The sequence below is a fragment of the Streptomyces sp. NPDC001714 genome, from assembly GCF_042892755.1.
In the GTDB taxonomy this organism is placed as follows: Bacteria; Actinomycetota; Actinomycetes; order Streptomycetales; family Streptomycetaceae; genus Streptomyces.
Map to the genome: position 1 here is coordinate 123,478 of NZ_JBIAUL010000013.1, position 15,619 is coordinate 139,096.

Sequence of the window (15,619 nt, forward strand, 5' to 3'; positions counted from 1 at the left end):
CCAGGGTCGGACGGAGTCTGTCCTGGAAGAACGTGAAGCAGTTTTTACCGGCGAGGAGTTGAGCCGACCATGCAGTGTCCGAAGTGTCATGCGCCGATGCACACCTACAACCGCAACGGCGTCCAGATCGAGCAGTGCAGCGGCTGCCGGGGCATCTTCCTCGACTACGGCGAGCTGGAGGCGCTGACGCAGCTGGAGGCGCAGTGGTCCAAGCCCGTCCCGCCGCCGGCTCCGCAGGCGTACCCGGCCCCGCCCGCTCCGGCCTGGGGCGCCCCGCACGGTGGCGGTCACCACGGCGGCGGTCACGGCGGGCACTACGGCGGCCACGGTCACCACGGCCACAAGAGCTGGGCGCACATGCTCTTCTCCAGCTGAGCGCACGAAGAAGCCCCGGCCGTACGAGACGGCCGGGGCTCTTTGCTGTGTGGACGATACTGGGATTGAACCAGTGACCTCTTCCGTGTCAGGGAAGCGCTCTCCCGCTGAGCTAATCGTCCTCGGGGCCATGATCCGAGAATCACGGGCACTGCGTGCGCGATACTGGGATTGAACCAGTGACCTCTTCCGTGTCAGGGAAGCGCTCTCCCGCTGAGCTAATCGCGCGGGGTAAGATCCATGGCCTTCCGACCAAGATCCAGTGGACGATACTGGGATTGAACCAGTGACCTCTTCCGTGTCAGGGAAGCGCTCTCCCGCTGAGCTAATCGTCCTTGGAGGTGGAGACGGGATTTGAACCCGTGTAGACGGCTTTGCAGGCCGTTGCCTCGCCTCTCGGCCACTCCACCAGGAGTGTAGGGGATCGGGAAGACCCCTGGTTCCTGCGAGCGGACGACGAGGCTCGAACTCGCGACCTCAACCTTGGCAAGGTTGCGCTCTACCAACTGAGCTACGTCCGCCTGTCGTTTCGGTCCGCTCTCGCGTCCCGGCGACGTGTTGAACTCTAGCGGATTCCCGGGCCAGCACAAAAACGCGTTTGCGCAGCGTGCTGCGCCGGTCCCGACGGATGAGGTGGTCAGGGCACCCTTGACGACATGCCCGGGTCACCCCCAGGACACCCGCCATAGACTCGACGACGTGCTCCATCGTCCTTCTCATCACCCTCCTCTCGCCCGGTTCGGCGACCGCGTCGCCACCGGCCTCCTCGACGTGACCAGCGATCCCGCGGCCCTCGACTCCTCCGGTTTCTGGGCCGTCTGCGCGGATTTCGAGGGCCGGCTGACCTGCGCCCGCTTCGGCGACGTACGGAAGGAGCCGGTGCCCGCACCGGTGCCGGGCCGGTGGCGGGGTCCGGCGGTGGGTGACTGGACGTCGTCCCTCGACCACGCCGCGTACACGGCGGCGGTGCGGCGGATCCGCACGTACATCGCGGCCGGCGAGGTCTATCAGGCCAACCTCTGCCGCGTGCTGTCCGCGCCTGTCGCCCCGGACGCCGACGTGGACGCCCTGACCGCGCTGCTGGCCCGAGGCAACCCGGCGCCGTATGCCGGAACGATTCGCCTCCCCGCGCACGGGGTGGAGACAGCCACCGCTTCGCCCGAGCTGTTCCTGCGCCGGACGGGGCGGACCGTCGAGAGCGGGCCCATCAAGGGGACCGGCCGTACCGAGGCGGACCTCCTGGAGAAGGACTACGCCGAGAACGTGATGATCGTGGACCTGGTCCGCAACGACATCGGGCGGGTCTGCGCCACCGGCACCGTGACCGTCCCCGACCTGTGCGCCGTGGAGAAGCACCCGGGGCTGGTCCATCTGGTCTCCACGGTCCGCGGCGAACTGCGCGCCGACGCCGGCTGGCCCGAACTGCTCGCCGCGACCTTCCCGCCCGGTTCGGTCACCGGCGCGCCGAAGTCGAGCGCCCTGCGGATCATCGAGGCCCTCGAGACCACGCCACGCGGCCCCTACTGCGGCGGCATCGGCTGGGTGGACGCGGACCGGGGCCTCGGCGAGCTGGCCGTCGGCATCCGCACCTTCTGGATCGACCGGTCCGCCGACGGTGACGGGGACGCGCTGCGGTTCGGCACCGGCGCCGGGATCACCTGGGGTTCCGACCCGGAGGGTGAATGGCGGGAGACCGAGCTGAAGGCCGCCCGGCTGCTCGCGGTAGCGTCGGGTACGTACGACGTGAACGAGGGGGGTCCCGGGTGCTGAGCCGGCCCGGGGGACACCCCCGAACCCCCGGCCGGTCCGCCGCAACCGACGCATCCGGCGCTGACTTGTGAGGTAGAGAGCAGTGAAGATCTGGTTGGACGGCGGGTTGCAGGACGTCGAGTCGGCGCGTGTCTCCGTCTTCGACCACGGGCTGACCGTGGGGGACGGCATCTTCGAGACGGTGAAGGCGACCGAGGGCCGGCCCTTCGCGCTCACCCGGCACCTCGACCGGCTGACCCGCTCGGCCCGGGGCCTCGGCCTGCCCGACCCCGACCACGACGAGGTCCGCCGGGCCTGCGAGGCGGTCCTGGCGGCCAACCCGATGCCGCTGGGCAGGTTGCGCATCACCTACACCGGCGGCCACGGCCCCCTCGGCTCCGACCGCGGCGACCGCGGGCCCACCCTGGTGGTCGCCGTGGGCGAGACCGGCCGCCGTGCCGACTCCACCGCCGTGATCACGGTCCCCTGGACCCGCAACGAGCGTGGCGCGCTCACCGGCCTGAAGACCACCTCGTACGCCGAGAACGTCGTCGCCCTGGCCCGCGCCCACCAACACGACGCCTCCGAGGCCCTGTTCGCCAACACGGTCGGGCAGCTCTGCGAGGGCACCGGCTCCAACGTCTTCGTCGTCCTCGACGGCGAGATCCACACCCCGCCGGTCGCCTCCGGCTGTCTGGCCGGCATCACCCGTGCCCTGACGATCGAGTGGACCGGCGCCCGCGAGACCGACCTGCCCCTGGATGTCCTGGAGCGGGCCGACGAGATCTTCCTCACCTCCACCCTGCGCGACGTCCAGGCCGTGCACCGCGTCGACGACCGCGAACTCCCCGGCGCCCCCGGCCCGGTGACCGCCAAGGCCATGCGCGTCTTCGACGAGCGGTCGGGCGACGACCTGGATCCCTGAGAGACCTCCCAGGGGCTTTGGCCGGACAGGGCTCTAGGACAGGGCTCTAGGACTGGGGCTTTAGGACTGGGGCTTTAGGACTGGGCTTTATTGGGCTGACGTCGGCGTGCCGGGCGGGTAGAACACCCCTGATGACGACGACCCTGCGGCCGACCGAGCCGCTCCAGCACGGCGCCGACGGGGCGCTGTCCCGGCACTTCCAGGTGTGCGTGAACAGCAGGCCCGTCGGCGCCCTCCACCTCGGCACCTCGCCGAATCTCGGCGCCCGTGTGGCCCGGATCGTCGACCTGCGCATCGAGGAGCCCGACCGCCGCCGGGGCCGGGGCACCGTGGCCGCGCTCGCCGCGGAGGAGGTGGCGCGCGGCTGGGGCTGCCGGCAGATCGAGCTGAGCGTCCCGGCCGCCGCGGAGCCGGTACTGCGGCTCGTCACAGCGCTCGGCTACGTCCCGCGCAGCCGCAGGATGGAGAAGCGCCTCGGCGACACCCCGCCCGCCCTGCCGGCCGGCAGCTTCGGCCGTGCCATGGCCGAGGGCGAGTTCGAGGAGTGGCTCGCACACGAGTCCGAGACGTATGCGCGCACGTGGATCCAGGGGGGCCTGCCCGAAGCCGAGGCACGGGAGAAGTCGCGGCGCGACCACGAGCGGCTGCTGCCGCGCGGGCTCGCGACCGAGGACGTGCGGCTCACCGTCCTCGAACACGAAGGGACACGCGTCGGCACCCTGTGGCTGGCCTTCCGGAAGGACCAGGCCTGGGTGTACGACGTGACGGCCGACGCCGCCCACCGCGGCCAGGGGCACGGCCGCACCCTCATGCTGCTGGCGGAGACCCAGACGATCGCCGCCGGCAGACCCGTCCTCGGCCTCAACGTGTTCGGGGGCAACACCCCGGCCGAACGGCTCTACGAGTCGCTGGGGTACGCCACGGTCTCCTGCGTCCTCTACAAGAACCTGATCTGAGGCCCGGTCACGCCCGCCCGGTCACTCCTGCCCGGCGAGCAACCGGTCGGCGATCTCCGTCACGCGCTCGCGCAGGCCCTCCTGGCTCTTGCCGCCGTCGAGGCGTTCGCCGCCGATGACATACGTCGGGGTGCCGGTCACGCCGATGGCCTTGCCCTCGGCCTGGTCGGCGTCCACGATCAGGATGTGCCGGCCGTCGACCAGCGCGGTGTCGAACTCCTCGGCGTCCAGGCCCAGTTCACCGGCCACCTGGACCAGGAACGGCTCGCCCTCGCGGTCCAGCTCCTCGACCCGGCCGAGGACCGCCTCGACGTACTCCCAGCCCTTGCCCTGCTCCAGGGCCTCCTCGGCGGCCTGTGCGGCGGCGAAGGCGTGCTTGTGCTTCTCCAGCGGGAAGTGCCGCAGCCGCAGCTCCAGCCGGTCACCGTACCGGGCGCGCAGGGCACGGAGGTCGCCCAGGGCGCTGCGGCAGTCGGAACACTGGAGTTCACACCAGACGTCGAGGACCAGGGCGTCGGTGCGCGCGGGGGAGTCGTTCATGCCGACCAGTCTTCCAGGCCACGCTCCGTCCACCCAATCGAGACGGCGGGGTGGCCGGCCACGGGACCGGGCGGCGGCCGGGGCCGGCGCGGCGGCCTGCGGAACGTGCGCGGCGGGTGGCGGTACGTGCGGCGGCGGGTGGCCGGGAGGGGCTGTGGACGGCACCTGGGAGGGGCGGGAGGCGCCGTGGACGGCAACCGGGACGGGCGGGAGGCGCCGTGGACGGCAACCGGGACGGGCGGCCGTCGGTGATCCGGACCGGCGGCGGCCGGTGACCGTGACCCGTGGCGGCCGTCAAGCGGTACGGGCATGGGCCGGAAGGTACGGGCACAGGCCTCGGTGGGAGTGGTCGTAGCTCGTCCCTGGGGTGGAGGTGACCCGGAGAGGACCCCGAGATGCCCCTGATTGTCGGGCCTGGACATGGATCGCACGGGCCGGGCGGTGCACGATGGAAGGGGCGAAGCAGCGCGCGCACTCCGCCCGACGCCCCGCCCGCCCGCCCGACCCAGCCCGCAGGAGGACCGGATGATCGCCGAGACAGTCTGTTCCGCCGTGTCCGCGGCAGGCCTGGGCATCGCCGTGGTCACCGCCTATCGCAAGCGGTACCTGGCAGCGGCCCGCATCGCCGCCTACTCCCTCGTCCCCATCGGCCTCGTGATGACCGGCGTGGTCGGCTGGCTCGCCGACACCGCCTTCAGCCCCACCGCCTGGGCGGGCTTCGTCGTGCTCGGCGCGGCCTGGGCCCTGTTCACCACCACCCGTGCCGTGGAGCGCCGGCGGGGCGGCACCCGTGGCAGCCGTGCCGAGCGCAAGGCGGCCTCCCGGGGCGCACAGCGCGACGCCGTCGCCCCCGCCGCCCCGGCACCGTCCCTGAGTCCGGCCACCCGCCCGGCGGCCAGGCCCGCGGCGGCGCCCCGCGGCACCGATTCGGGTGACGACTTCAGTGACATCGAGGCCATCCTCAAGAAGCACGGCATATGACACGCCGCGGCGGCGGGCGGGGCGCGGTCGACGGCGCCTGGCAGCACGTCGGCGCGGCCCTGTTCAGCCGGGTTGCGGGCGCATGCATATGACATTCACATGAGGCATTGAAACGACACAGTGCGTCTGTGGCGCGCACGGAAGTGTTCAGAGGGTGGGCGGAAGCGAAACGGACATCGCGGAATTCGGCGAACTCCCGCCCATTCCGGGCGTGTTGATCGCGCGGCGGGTGCCCGCTGGGACATCATCGCCGCGAGATGCTGGACACGAAACAGAGCGAGGCCGCGCCGCCGAAGGACGAGCCGCGCGGGTGCCTCTTCGCCCTTTCCCAGCCACCGCTGATGATCTTCCTAGCGGTGATCGGGTGTCTGCTCCTCATGGCTGCGCTGCACGACCTGCTGTGGCTGTGAGCCGTACCCGCCAGTCCCGGCGTCACCCGCCGGGACCGGCGTCGGCATCGACGCACCCCCGCCTCAGGCACCCCGGCGCCCCCGGGATCAGCCCGCCGCCTCCTTGCGGCGTGCCCGATAGGCGGCGACATGCAGGCGGTTTCCGCAGGTCCGGCTGTCGCAGTAACGGCGCGAACGGTTACGGGAAAGGTCCACGAAGGCGCGTCGGCAGTCCGGGGCCTCGCAGCGCCGCAGTCGCTCCTGCTCCCCGGCGACGACGAAGAACGCGAGCGCCATCCCGCAGTCGGCGGCGAGATGGTCGGCCACCGAGGCGCCGGGCGCGAAGTAGTGCACATGCCAGTCGTAGCCGTCGTGGTCCGTGAGCCGGGGGGTGGTGCCCGCGGCCGCGACCAGCTCGTTGATCATTCCGGCGGCGGTCCGGGCGTCCGGAGCGGCGAAGATGCCCGCGAACCGTCCGCGGATCTTGCGTACTGCCGACAGATCGAACTCCGACAGCATGCCCACGTCGCTGATGTCGTGGTTTCGTACGAATTCCTGGAGGGCTGCGACATCGGGCAGTCCGTCCGCCGCCGCGTCGTCCTCCGGCACCGTGTTCACCAGATCCACCACGGCGTCTAGGGAACACCGGGTGTCGTGGGTGATCAGCACGTTTCGCTCCCTGGCCTGAGGGTCGGGCGGGCGCCCGCCGATGGTGGCCGATGGTAGCGACATACGGGGGCCCCGCACCGTGCCCTGTCCCACTCGTGACTGTCCGGTACAACGCTCACCGCCCCCCGGCGGTTCCACGAGCACGCGGACACACCGGTGCCGCCCCGTGACCGAACACGGTGGCGGCTCCGGTGCTGCCGTATGCGGTTGTCTAGGCCCGAGCCGTCTCCCCGAGTGGACGGCGCCGGGCGGCTTTCGGGGGGGCGTGCCCTCAGCTTTCCGCCAGGATGTGGGAGAGCTCCTGATCGAGATCGAAGTGGCGGTGTTCCGTGCCGGGGGGCACGGCGGCGTCCGTTCGCTTCAGGAAGGACTCCAGAGCCCGCGCCGGGGCTTCCAGCAGGGCCTCCCCTTCCGGAGAGCTCAGGGCGATGCATACGACGCCCTGACCGTGACTGCGGGACGGCCAGACGCGGACGTCGCCGGTGCCGGTGGGGCGATGCAGCCCCTCGGCGAGGAGGTCGCGGGCGAACACCCACTCGACGGTCTCCTCGGCTCCGGTGTGGAAGGTGGCGTGCACGGCGTAGGGGTCGGCCGTGTCGTACCGCAGGCCTGCGGGGACAGGCAGGGAGGACTCGCTCGACACAACGAGGCGCAGGTGCAGCTCGCAGCTGACCGTGGTGTTCATAAGCGCCAGGGCCTTTCGCTCAGTGTGCGCTCGGGGATTCGCACGTCGGCGAAATCGACATGCCACCTACGGTGCCGTTGTAAACCCCTCTGAGTGTTTTGCGTGTGTTTACGTAACTCTTCCGGCCGAGAACCTGGACGCGATCTACGACCATTCCGGTGACCGGAATCGCTCGGGTAGGGTTTGGTCGTATGAATACGGGGAGTAACGAACCGGGCGAGGCCGCCGCGGCCTCGGACGGGAGCGAGGTGGACGGGACGACCACGGACCGGGCACGCGACGAGCGGGGGCTCGGATCGCGGGCACCCGAGTTCGTCAAGGCGCGCCGGGTGCTGCACCTGAGCTGGCAGGTCGGGGTCTTCGCGATCGGTCTGGCGGTGGTTGCCGTGGGCATCGTCCTGCTGCCGCTGCCCGGGCCCGGCTGGGTGATCATCTTCGCCGGCATGGCGATCTGGGCCACCGAGTTCGTCTGGGCCCAGCTGGTGCTGCGCTGGACGAAACGCAAGGTCACGGAGGCGGCCCAGAAGGCCCTCGACCCCAAGGTGCGCCGCCGCAACCTCACGCTCACGACGATCGGCCTGGTGATCGTGGCCGCCGGGGCCGGGATCTACCTCTCCAGGTTCGGGATAGTGATGCCCTGGAAGATCGAGGAGTGATCCGGCCGCCGGTCGCGGCCCCCGGCGACTGGTCGGGGGCACCCCCTGACATGGGGTAATGTTCTTCCTGCGCCCGGGCGATTAGCTCAGTGGGAGAGCGCTTCGTTCACACCGAAGAGGTCACTGGTTCGAACCCAGTATCGCCCACCCGGAACCACGGCCCACCTGCGAGAGAGCAGGTGGGCCGCGGTTGTTTCTGTCGGGGGGGCCTGCAGTCGTTTCGGGGCTCAGGGCGGCGCTCCGGCGACCACGGCCACCTCGCGCGGCGCGACTGCGGCGAGGGTCGGGCGGGGGAGGGGCCGCGCCCCGGTGAGGGCGGCGAGCGGCCTGCAGCCCTTGTCGTTCAGGTGCGGTGGCGGCGAGCAGGGCGGCGCCGCGGCTCGTCGGCGCAGCCCCGGAGCCCGGACACCCGAGCCGCGCAGCGGGGCTCCGGCCGGGTGAGGGCATGGGCGGCGGCCCCATCGTGCGCTGTGCGGTGCGCAAGGACTGCTGCTTCGCTCGCGGTCGTGGCGGCGACCGCGGTCGGTACGTGGCCTGTCCCCGTGCCGCTGTGCCGGTGCGTGGGCGCCTGGGCGTCGTCGGCCGGCCGTGGCACGGATCTGCGGTGTTCCTCCAGGCGGCCGACGGTGAACTTCCCGCCCCCGGCCCCTGACGGTGCCGCGTTCCCGGCCGTAGTGGTCGGAGGTATACGCGCCCGCACGCCCTGCGCCCGCGCCCCCAAGCGCCGGCCCCCGGGCCTCGGTCAGCCCCACGCGCCCCTCGCCGCGCCCTCCGCACCGCTCACCGAAGCCAACCCGTAACCCCCGCCTCCCGTAGGTCACTTCGCGTTCGACCCGCCGACCGTACGTCCCTCACCAGCGACGTCACCCGCCCCGCATGCCCCGGGGTCTCACCGCCCCGCCCCGCCCCGCCACCCCCACCCTCAAGAAATTCCTGTCCGAATCATTGACGCCTCATCGGCCCCTCCGTAACTTGTGCCAGCAAGCGCTTACTTGAAACGATTCATGCAGGCGTCGGCGACGCTGCGGGGAGGGGCCCGACTGTGGGAACCGGCAGGAATGTGGAGAGGCGGACCGTCCTGAAGGCGGCCGGAGCCTCGGCGGCCGCGCTCGGGCTCGCCGCGACGGCGGGGTGCGGCGGCGGCAGCGGTTCCGGGGACGGAACGGTGACGATCCGTTACTCGTGGTGGGGTGCCGAGGAGCGCGCACAGAAGATCAACAAGACCATCGCGCTCTTCGAGAAGAAGTACCCGAAGATCAAGGTCAAGACCGACTTTCAGACGTATGCGTCGTTCTGGGAGAAGTTCCAGACCCAGGCGGCGGGCGGAAATCCCCCGGACGTTTTCCAAAATGCCGTCACCTTTCTCCGGAAGTACGACAAGCGAGGAATTCTCCTCGACCTCAGGTCGCAGGTTCAGGCGGGAAATCTGAGCCTGGATCACTTCCGGGCCGGGGTGACGAAGGTCGGCGAGGTCGACGGAAAGCAGCTCGGAATCCCCGTCGGCTCCAACACCATGGCGCTGGTCATCGACAAGAAGGTCTTCGAGAAGGCCGGCGTCGAGCCGCACACGGGCTGGACCTGGGACGACTACTTCAAGGCCCTGAAGACCATCCATGACAGGACGAAGGTCGCGGGGGACACCGGCTACTTCAGCATCATGTACCTGTACGACCTCTACCTTCGCCAGAACGGCAAGGCGTTCTACACCGACGACGGACTCGGCTTCGACAAGGCCGACCTGACGGAGTGGTGGGCCGACGGCTACAACCGCGTCAAGGCCGGCCTCGTCACCGACCCGAAGGTCGTCGCCCAGGACCAGCCCAAGTCCTCCCTCTCGGCCGGCCACGGCGCCTCGGAGTTCACCTGGGACAACTTCACCGTCCGCTACTCCTCCGAGGGCAGCAGCACCTACGGCCTCGCCCCGATCCCGACCGTGGACGGCAAGCACACCGGCCAGTACCTCGCCTCCCTGATGCTGAGCGCCTCCGCCCGCACCGCTCACCCCAAGGAGGTCGCGCAGTTCATCGACTTCATGGTCCACGACCCCGAGGTCGGCAAGATCATGGGCTACGACCGGGGCATCCTCGCGAGCACCGAGCAGTACACGGCGTACCAGCCGACGGACGCGGTGAACAAGGAGATCGCGCAGTACGAGGACGACACCGCCAAGGCCGGCGTGCTCGGCACGATCACCCCGCACCCCTCCGGTGCCGACACCATCGAGGCCGCCTTCCTGCGTATCGGCGGCGACCTCGGCCAGGGCAAGACCAAGGTCTCCGACGCGGTGAAGCAGTTCTTCACCGAGTCCGAGGCCGCCTTCCAGGCCTGATGGGACCCGCCGTGACGCTCGTCAAGGACTCCCTGTCCGCCGCCCGCAGGACGCGTTCGGCCGCCTCCGCCACCACGGGGCGGCGGCCGGGCCGCCGGCGCGAGAACCTCGCCGGCTACCTCTTCATGTCCCCGTGGATCGCGGGCTTCCTGCTGCTGACCGCGGGCCCGATGGCCGCCTCCCTCTACTTCGCGTTCACCGACTACAACCTCTTCAACACCCCGAAGTGGGTCGGGCTCGACAACTTCACCGCGATGTTCCACGACCCCCGCTGGCAGAAGTCGGTGGAGGTGACCGCGAAGTACGTGGTCATCGGCACCCCGTTGAAGCTGCTGCTCGCGCTCGGGGTGGCGATGCTCCTCGCCCAGAGCCGGCGCGGCCAGGCCTTCTACCGGGCAGCGTTCTACGCCCCCTCGCTCATCGGGGCGAGCGTCTCGGTCGGCTTCGTCTGGCGGTCGCTCTTCTCGGACGACGCGATCGTGGACCGTACCCAGACCTTCTTCGGCTGGCACGTCGGCGGCTGGGTCGGCAACGCCGACTGGGTGCTCTACAGCCTGGTCGCCCTGACCGTGTGGCAGTTCGGCGCGCCCATGGTCATCTTCCTGGCGGGTCTGAAGCAGGTGCCGAGGGAGTTGTACGAGGCGGCCGAGATGGACGGCGCCGGGCCGCTGCGCAGGTTCTGGAACATCACCCTGCCGATGATCTCCCCGGTGCTGTTCTTCAACGTGCTCCTGGAGACCATCCACTCCTTCCAGGTCTTCGGCTCGGCCTACGTCGTCTCCAACACCTACTGCGGTCCGGCCGACGCCACCCTCGTCTACACCTGCTACCTCTACCAGCAGGGTTTCCAGAACGCCCGGATGGGCTTCGCCGCCGCGATGGCCTGGATGCTGCTGCTGGCCGTGGCCCTCGTGACCGCCGTCCTCTTCTGGTCCCAGAAGAAGTGGGTGCACTACGAGGAGGACGCCCGATGAGCGCGACCACCACCAAGCCGGCTCCCGCGGCCACGGCCAGGCAGCCCCTGCTGAGCCGCCGCCGGACCGGATCCCTCGGCTGGCACCTCGGCGCCCTGCTGATCCTCGCGGTCATCCTCTACCCGGTGGTCTGGGTGATCGGTGCCTCCTTCAAGCCCAGCAAGGACATCATCAACAGCCTCCAGCTGTTCCCGGCCCACCCGATCCTGTCCAACTTCAAGGGCCTCGCCGACGGCATAGCGGACATCAGCATCTGGACGTTCTTCCAGAACTCCCTCTTCTACGCCGTCGGCGCCGTCATCGGCGTGCTGGTCTCCTGCTCCCTCACCGCGTACGCCTTCGCCCGCGTCCGGTTCGCCGGCCGCAACCTGCTCTTCTCCCTGATGATCGGCACCCTCCTGCTGCCGTACCACGTACTGCTGATCCCGCAGTACGTGATGTTCCAGAAGCTGGGCTGGATCAACACCTACGCCCCGCTGCTGATCGGCAAGTACCTCGCCACCGAGGCGTTCTTCGTCTTCCTGATGGTGCAGTTCATGCGCAATCTGCCCCGGGAACTGGACGAGGCGGCCCGGCTCGACGGCTGCGGGCACCTCCGCATCTACTGGTCGATCGTGCTGCCGCTGTGCCGGCCCGCCCTCATCACCAGCGCGATCTTCACCTTCATCAACGCCTGGAACGACTTCATGGGCCCGCTGATCTATCTCAACGAGCCCGGCAAGTACACGGTCTCGCTGGGCCTGATGATGTTCCGCGACTCCGACGGCGTGGCCGCCAACTACGGTGGGATGATCGCCATGTCCCTCGTCGCGCTGCTGCCCGTGCTGCTGTTCTTCCTCGCCTTCCAGCGCTATCTGATCGACGGAATGGCGACCTCCGGACTGAAGGGCTGAGGCCGTGGCCGACGACGTACGGGCAACGACACGGACCACGACCCCGAACTTCTCCGAACGGTTCGGTGTCTTCGCCGAGTGCCTGCTCACCGGGGTGTGGATCGCGGTCGCGTCCCTGGGTGTCGTCACCTACCCGGCCGCCTTCGCCGCCGGCGCCCGGCATCTGCGCCGCCGCACCGGTCAGGTGAGCGGCGGCTGGCGGGAGTTCGTCGTGGACTTCCGGGCCGCCGTCCGCCGGGGCTGGCTCGTCGGGCTCGCCGGCTGGGTCGCGGTCGCCGTCGCCTGGGTGGATGTCCGGGCCGTGCGGGCGGGGCTGCCCGGCGGGCCGCTCGTCGGGGCCGTGGGCCTGTTCGCGGTGATCGGCCTCGCGGTCGCCGGGCTGCGCGCGGCAGCCGTCTGGTCGCCCGGCGGCCGCTGGCGGACCCTGCTCGCGGCGGCCGGGCGTCGTACCGTCCTCGACCCCGGCGGATCCTTCCTGCTCGTCGGGGGAGCGGTCCTCGTGGTCTGTTCCGCCCTGCTCATCGCGCCGCTGGCGGTGCCCGTGCTGGGCGCCGTCGCGGCGGCGGCCGTCGCCGTGGAGGAGCGCCACCGGCGCCGCCACGGCTGACCGGCCTCGCAGCAGGGGGCGGCGCCTCGGGCGCCGCAGCTGCCGCTGTCATGCCCCTGACTACTCCCATGCTCGCTCGGAAAGGAAAGGCGGACCATGTCTCCCATCCCCCGCAGGTCCCTCCTCAAGGCGGCCGCCGTCGCCGGCGCCGCCGCCCAGTTCAGCTGGGCGCTGGGTGCGAAGGACGCGCAGGCCGCACCCCGAGCCGAGACCACCGACGCGGACCCGGTGACCCTGGACTGGCTGGAGGACGGCGGCCTCGGCGCCGCGCCCGGTTCCACCGTCGGCGTGCCCTGGCCGATGGGCGCCTTCCGGGAGGACCAGACCTTCGCGCTGACCGACGAGGACGGCGCGGACGTCGCCGTCCAGTCCTGGCCGATCGCCTACTGGCCCGACGGCTCCCTCAAGTGGACCGCCCACGCGGTCGGCTCCGGCGCCGGCAAGCTCACCCTGGCGGCAGGCGAACCGGCCGCCCCCGCCCAGCAGGTCACCGTCGACCAGCGCGGCGGCACGATCGACGTCTCCACCGGCGTGATCGCCGTGAAGATCGGCAAAGACGGCTCGACGATCGTCAAGTCCGTCACCCGCGGCTCCACCGAGATCGCCAAGGACGGCCGGCTGGTCCTCATCCGCCAGCCCGAGATCGAGGACGAGGACCAGGGCACGGTCAGGACCGAGCGCTTCGACGGGGCGATCGACTCCGTCACCGTCGAACAGGAGGGCCCGGTCCGGGCCGTGGTCCGCATCGACGGCAAGCACCGCAAGGGAAGCCGCAGGTGGCTGCCGTTCTCGATCCGGCTCTACTTCTACGCGGGCGCGGACTCCTTCCGGATGGTCCACACGATCACCTACGACGGCACCCAGGAGCCGGGCAGGGCGAGCGGTGACTTCATCCGCGGGCTCGGGGTCCGCTTCAGCGTGCCGATGCGCGACGAGGCGTACGACCGGCATGTGCGGATCGGCGGTGAGGGAACGGGCCTGCTGCGGGAGGCCGTCCAGGGCATCACCGGCCTGCGCCGCGACCCGGGCGCGTCCGTCCAGGCGGCCCAGTACGCCGGGCAGAAGCTCGCCGACCCCGCGACCTGGGACCAGCGTGTCACCACCCGTCTCCAGTACATCCCGCACTGGGGCGACTACAGCCTCGCCCAGCTCTCCGCCGACGGCTTCACCCTGCGCAAGCGCACGAAGAAGGGGTACGGCTGGATCGCGGCCGGCGGCGGCAAGCGGGCCTCCGGGTTCGGGTACGTCGGCGGGGCGAGCGGCGGACTCTCCTTCGGCCTGCGCGACTTCTGGGAGAAGTTCCCGGCCCAGCTCGACATCCGCGACGCCCACACCGACACGGCCGAGGTCACCCTCTGGCTCTGGTCGCCCGAGGCCCAGCCGATGGACCTGCGCTTCTACCACGACGGCATGGGCCAGGACACCTACGCCAAGCAGCTCGAAGGCCTCAACATCACCTACGAGGACTACGAGCCCGGGTTCGGCACCCCGTACGGCATCGCCCGCACCTCCGAACTCCTCTTCTGGGCCAACGAGTCGACCCCCTCGGCGGACGTCCTGGCCGAACAGGTCGCGGCCGTACGGACGTTGCCGCAGCTCGCCGCCCCGCCCAGGCAGCTCATCAAGGCCAAGGTCTTCGGGCCCGGCCTCTACTCCGAACCCGACCGCTCCACCGCCGCCAAGGCGAAGATCGAGGACCATCTCGACTTCCTCTTCACCTACTACAAGGACCAGGTGGAGCAGCGCCGCTGGTACGGCTTCTGGGACTACGGCGACTTCATGCACACCTACGACACCGTGCGCCACCAGTGGCGGTACGACGTCGGCGGCTACGCCTGGGACAACTCCGAGCTCTCGCCGGACCTCTGGCTCTGGTACGCGTACCTCAGAAGCGGCCGCTCGGACATCTTCCGGTTCGCCGAGGCACTCACCCGGCACACCGGCGAGGTCGACGTCTACCACATCGGCCAGTGGGCAGGCCTCGGCACCCGGCACGGCATCCAGCACTACGCCGACAGCGCCAAGCAGCAGCGCATCTCCAACACCACCTACCGGCGGTTCTACTACTTCCTCACCGCCGACGAACGCGTCGGCGACCTCATGGCCGCCAACGTCGACTCCGACGAGACCTTCCTCGTCCTCGACCCGCAGCGCAAGGTCCGCACCGACCCCTACACCCCCGACCGGCACGCCCTGTCGATCGGCTTCGGCACCGACTGGAGCGGCCTGGTCTCGGCCTGGCTGACCGAGTGGGAGCGCAAGGGCCCCCAGTGGGAGAAGGCCAAGGCCCGCGTCCTGTCGACCATGGAGGGCATCGCCGCCCAGCCGAACGGCTTCGTCCAGGGCAGCGGCCTCTACGACCTGGACACCGGCAAGTTCGCCACCGCCACCACCCCGGTGGTCTCCGTCTCCCACCTCTCGGCCGTCTTCGGCCTCAACGAACTCTGTGCCGAACTCATCTACCTGGTCGACATGCCGAAGTTCAACGAGGTGTACTTCGACTACTGCCGCTACTTCAACGCCACCAAGGCGGAACAGGCGGCACGCTACGGCGCCAACTTCGGGACCCTGCTGCTCTTCCAGGGCCACTCGCGCCTCGACGCGTACGCCGCCGTACAGACCGGCGACGCGACGCTCGCCAAGCGGGCGTGGACGAAGTTCTACGACTCGGACGGCTACACCGAGTCCTCGCCGTGGAAGACCGAGCCGCTCACCGGCCCGGTCACGCTCGTCGCGGGCAGCGAGGCGAGCTGGGTGTCCTCCAACGACACCGCGCTGTACGGGCTCGCCGCCATCGAGAACCTGGCCCTGCTCGGCGACGGGATGCCCTCGTAGAGGCGGGGGAGCGCCGTCGCACGGGCGGCGGCGCTCGTACCGCCGAGTGTGGTCCA

The 15,619-nt window shown here is 70.4% G+C and carries 15 protein-coding genes and 6 tRNA genes; 13 read left to right on the forward strand and 8 right to left on the reverse strand.

All coding sequences use genetic code 11. The features are described from left to right. Positions 1-69: 69 nt before the first annotated feature. Positions 70-375, forward strand: coding sequence for a zf-TFIIB domain-containing protein (locus tag ACFY0P_RS30955; RefSeq protein ID WP_351958815.1), 306 nt, complete (start codon positions 70-72; stop codon positions 373-375). A gap of 50 nt (positions 376-425) precedes the next feature. Here ACFY0P_RS30955 and ACFY0P_RS30960 read toward each other — a convergent pair. The 5 genes from ACFY0P_RS30960 to ACFY0P_RS30980 all read right to left on the reverse strand — a co-directional run bounded on the left by ACFY0P_RS30960 (position 426) and on the right by ACFY0P_RS30980 (position 896). Then, positions 426-497, reverse strand: a tRNA-Val gene (locus ACFY0P_RS30960). A gap of 34 nt (positions 498-531) precedes the next feature. Beyond that, a tRNA-Val gene (locus tag ACFY0P_RS30965) sits at positions 532-603 on the reverse strand. Positions 604-638: 35 nt separating this feature from the next. Beyond that, positions 639-710 (reverse strand) — tRNA-Val (locus tag ACFY0P_RS30970). A gap of 1 nt (position 711) precedes the next feature. Further along, positions 712-785: transfer RNA gene (locus ACFY0P_RS30975), tRNA-Cys, on the reverse strand. A gap of 38 nt (positions 786-823) precedes the next feature. Then, positions 824-896, reverse strand: a tRNA-Gly gene (locus ACFY0P_RS30980). Positions 897-1,074: 178 nt separating this feature from the next. Between ACFY0P_RS30980 and ACFY0P_RS30985 the strand changes: the two genes are divergently transcribed. The 3 genes from ACFY0P_RS30985 to ACFY0P_RS30995 all read left to right on the forward strand — a co-directional run bounded on the left by ACFY0P_RS30985 (position 1,075) and on the right by ACFY0P_RS30995 (position 4,005). Further along, positions 1,075-2,145, forward strand: coding sequence for a chorismate-binding protein (locus ACFY0P_RS30985; protein ID WP_388920325.1), 1,071 nt, complete (start codon positions 1,075-1,077; stop codon positions 2,143-2,145). A gap of 82 nt (positions 2,146-2,227) precedes the next feature. Then, positions 2,228-3,049, forward strand: a complete 822-nt coding sequence (locus ACFY0P_RS30990; protein ID WP_388920328.1) for an aminotransferase class IV — start codon at positions 2,228-2,230, stop codon at positions 3,047-3,049. Positions 3,050-3,180: 131 nt separating this feature from the next. Further along, entirely contained in the window at positions 3,181-4,005 is an 825-nt protein-coding gene (locus tag ACFY0P_RS30995; protein ID WP_388920331.1) for a GNAT family N-acetyltransferase, read from the forward strand. A gap of 21 nt (positions 4,006-4,026) precedes the next feature. Here ACFY0P_RS30995 and ACFY0P_RS31000 read toward each other — a convergent pair whose 3' ends face one another. After that, positions 4,027-4,545 carry a DsbA family protein gene (locus tag ACFY0P_RS31000; protein WP_388920334.1) on the reverse strand — a complete coding sequence of 173 codons (519 nt, stop codon included), beginning with the start codon at positions 4,543-4,545 and terminating at the stop codon, positions 4,027-4,029. A gap of 525 nt (positions 4,546-5,070) precedes the next feature. On the opposite strand from ACFY0P_RS31000, the gene ACFY0P_RS31005 reads away from it, so the two are divergent. After that, positions 5,071-5,526, forward strand: coding sequence for a hypothetical protein (locus ACFY0P_RS31005; RefSeq protein ID WP_388920337.1), 456 nt, complete (start codon positions 5,071-5,073; stop codon positions 5,524-5,526). A gap of 257 nt (positions 5,527-5,783) precedes the next feature. Next, entirely contained in the window at positions 5,784-5,936 is a 153-nt protein-coding gene (locus tag ACFY0P_RS31010) for a hypothetical protein (RefSeq protein ID WP_167450005.1), read from the forward strand. Positions 5,937-6,023: 87 nt separating this feature from the next. On the opposite strand, the gene ACFY0P_RS31015 is transcribed toward ACFY0P_RS31010, so the two are convergent. Both ACFY0P_RS31015 and ACFY0P_RS31020 read right to left on the reverse strand, forming a co-directional pair. Then, positions 6,024-6,584, reverse strand: a complete 561-nt coding sequence (locus tag ACFY0P_RS31015; RefSeq protein WP_388920340.1) for a CGNR zinc finger domain-containing protein — start codon at positions 6,582-6,584, stop codon at positions 6,024-6,026. A 271-nt stretch (positions 6,585-6,855) separates the two neighbouring features. Next, positions 6,856-7,269 (reverse strand): SsgA family sporulation/cell division regulator, encoded by a 414-nt coding sequence (locus ACFY0P_RS31020; protein WP_004002642.1) that lies wholly within the window; start codon positions 7,267-7,269, stop codon positions 6,856-6,858. Positions 7,270-7,460: 191 nt separating this feature from the next. Here ACFY0P_RS31020 and ACFY0P_RS31025 point away from each other — a divergent pair, with 191 nt between their 5' ends. The 7 genes from ACFY0P_RS31025 to ACFY0P_RS31055 all read left to right on the forward strand — a co-directional run bounded on the left by ACFY0P_RS31025 (position 7,461) and on the right by ACFY0P_RS31055 (position 15,563). After that, positions 7,461-7,925: a TIGR02611 family protein gene (locus ACFY0P_RS31025; RefSeq protein WP_388920343.1), complete on the forward strand. Its 465-nt coding sequence runs from the start codon at positions 7,461-7,463 to the stop codon at positions 7,923-7,925. A gap of 75 nt (positions 7,926-8,000) precedes the next feature. Next, positions 8,001-8,072: transfer RNA gene (locus tag ACFY0P_RS31030), tRNA-Val, on the forward strand. Positions 8,073-8,967: 895 nt separating this feature from the next. After that, the gene (locus tag ACFY0P_RS31035; protein ID WP_388920346.1) at positions 8,968-10,254 is read left to right on the forward strand and encodes an ABC transporter substrate-binding protein; all 1,287 of its coding nucleotides are present in this window, start codon (positions 8,968-8,970) and stop codon (positions 10,252-10,254) included. Positions 10,255-10,265: 11 nt separating this feature from the next. Continuing rightward, positions 10,266-11,228, forward strand: a complete 963-nt coding sequence (locus tag ACFY0P_RS31040) for a carbohydrate ABC transporter permease (RefSeq protein WP_388920349.1) — start codon at positions 10,266-10,268, stop codon at positions 11,226-11,228. Beyond that, positions 11,225-12,121, forward strand: a complete 897-nt coding sequence (locus ACFY0P_RS31045; protein ID WP_388920352.1) for a carbohydrate ABC transporter permease — start codon at positions 11,225-11,227, stop codon at positions 12,119-12,121. The genes ACFY0P_RS31040 and ACFY0P_RS31045 overlap by 4 nt, the downstream gene beginning before the upstream one ends. 4 nt (positions 12,122-12,125) lie before the next feature. Next, entirely contained in the window at positions 12,126-12,728 is a 603-nt protein-coding gene (locus ACFY0P_RS31050) for a hypothetical protein (protein WP_388920355.1), read from the forward strand. 96 nt (positions 12,729-12,824) lie between these two features. Beyond that, positions 12,825-15,563, forward strand: a complete 2,739-nt coding sequence (locus ACFY0P_RS31055) for a Tat pathway signal sequence domain protein (protein ID WP_388920358.1) — start codon at positions 12,825-12,827, stop codon at positions 15,561-15,563. Positions 15,564-15,619: the final 56 nt, after the last annotated feature.

What these genes read in the sequence shown, in the direction of transcription:
- ACFY0P_RS30955 (WP_351958815.1), top strand. Translation starts at nt 70, where the DNA reads ATGCAGTGTCCGAAGTGTCATGCGCCGATGCACACCTACAACCGCAAC.
- ACFY0P_RS31025 (WP_388920343.1), top strand. Translation starts at nt 7,461, where the DNA reads ATGAATACGGGGAGTAACGAACCGGGCGAGGCCGCCGCGGCCTCGGAC.
- ACFY0P_RS30995 (WP_388920331.1), top strand. Translation starts at nt 3,181, where the DNA reads ATGACGACGACCCTGCGGCCGACCGAGCCGCTCCAGCACGGCGCCGAC.
- ACFY0P_RS31055 (WP_388920358.1), top strand. Translation starts at nt 12,825, where the DNA reads ATGTCTCCCATCCCCCGCAGGTCCCTCCTCAAGGCGGCCGCCGTCGCC.
- ACFY0P_RS31045 (WP_388920352.1), top strand. Translation starts at nt 11,225, where the DNA reads ATGAGCGCGACCACCACCAAGCCGGCTCCCGCGGCCACGGCCAGGCAG.
- ACFY0P_RS31005 (WP_388920337.1), top strand. Translation starts at nt 5,071, where the DNA reads ATGATCGCCGAGACAGTCTGTTCCGCCGTGTCCGCGGCAGGCCTGGGC.
- ACFY0P_RS31000 (WP_388920334.1), bottom strand. Translation starts at nt 4,545, where the DNA reads ATGAACGACTCCCCCGCGCGCACCGACGCCCTGGTCCTCGACGTCTGG.
- ACFY0P_RS31020 (WP_004002642.1), bottom strand. Translation starts at nt 7,269, where the DNA reads ATGAACACCACGGTCAGCTGCGAGCTGCACCTGCGCCTCGTTGTGTCG.
- ACFY0P_RS31010 (WP_167450005.1), top strand. Translation starts at nt 5,784, where the DNA reads ATGCTGGACACGAAACAGAGCGAGGCCGCGCCGCCGAAGGACGAGCCG.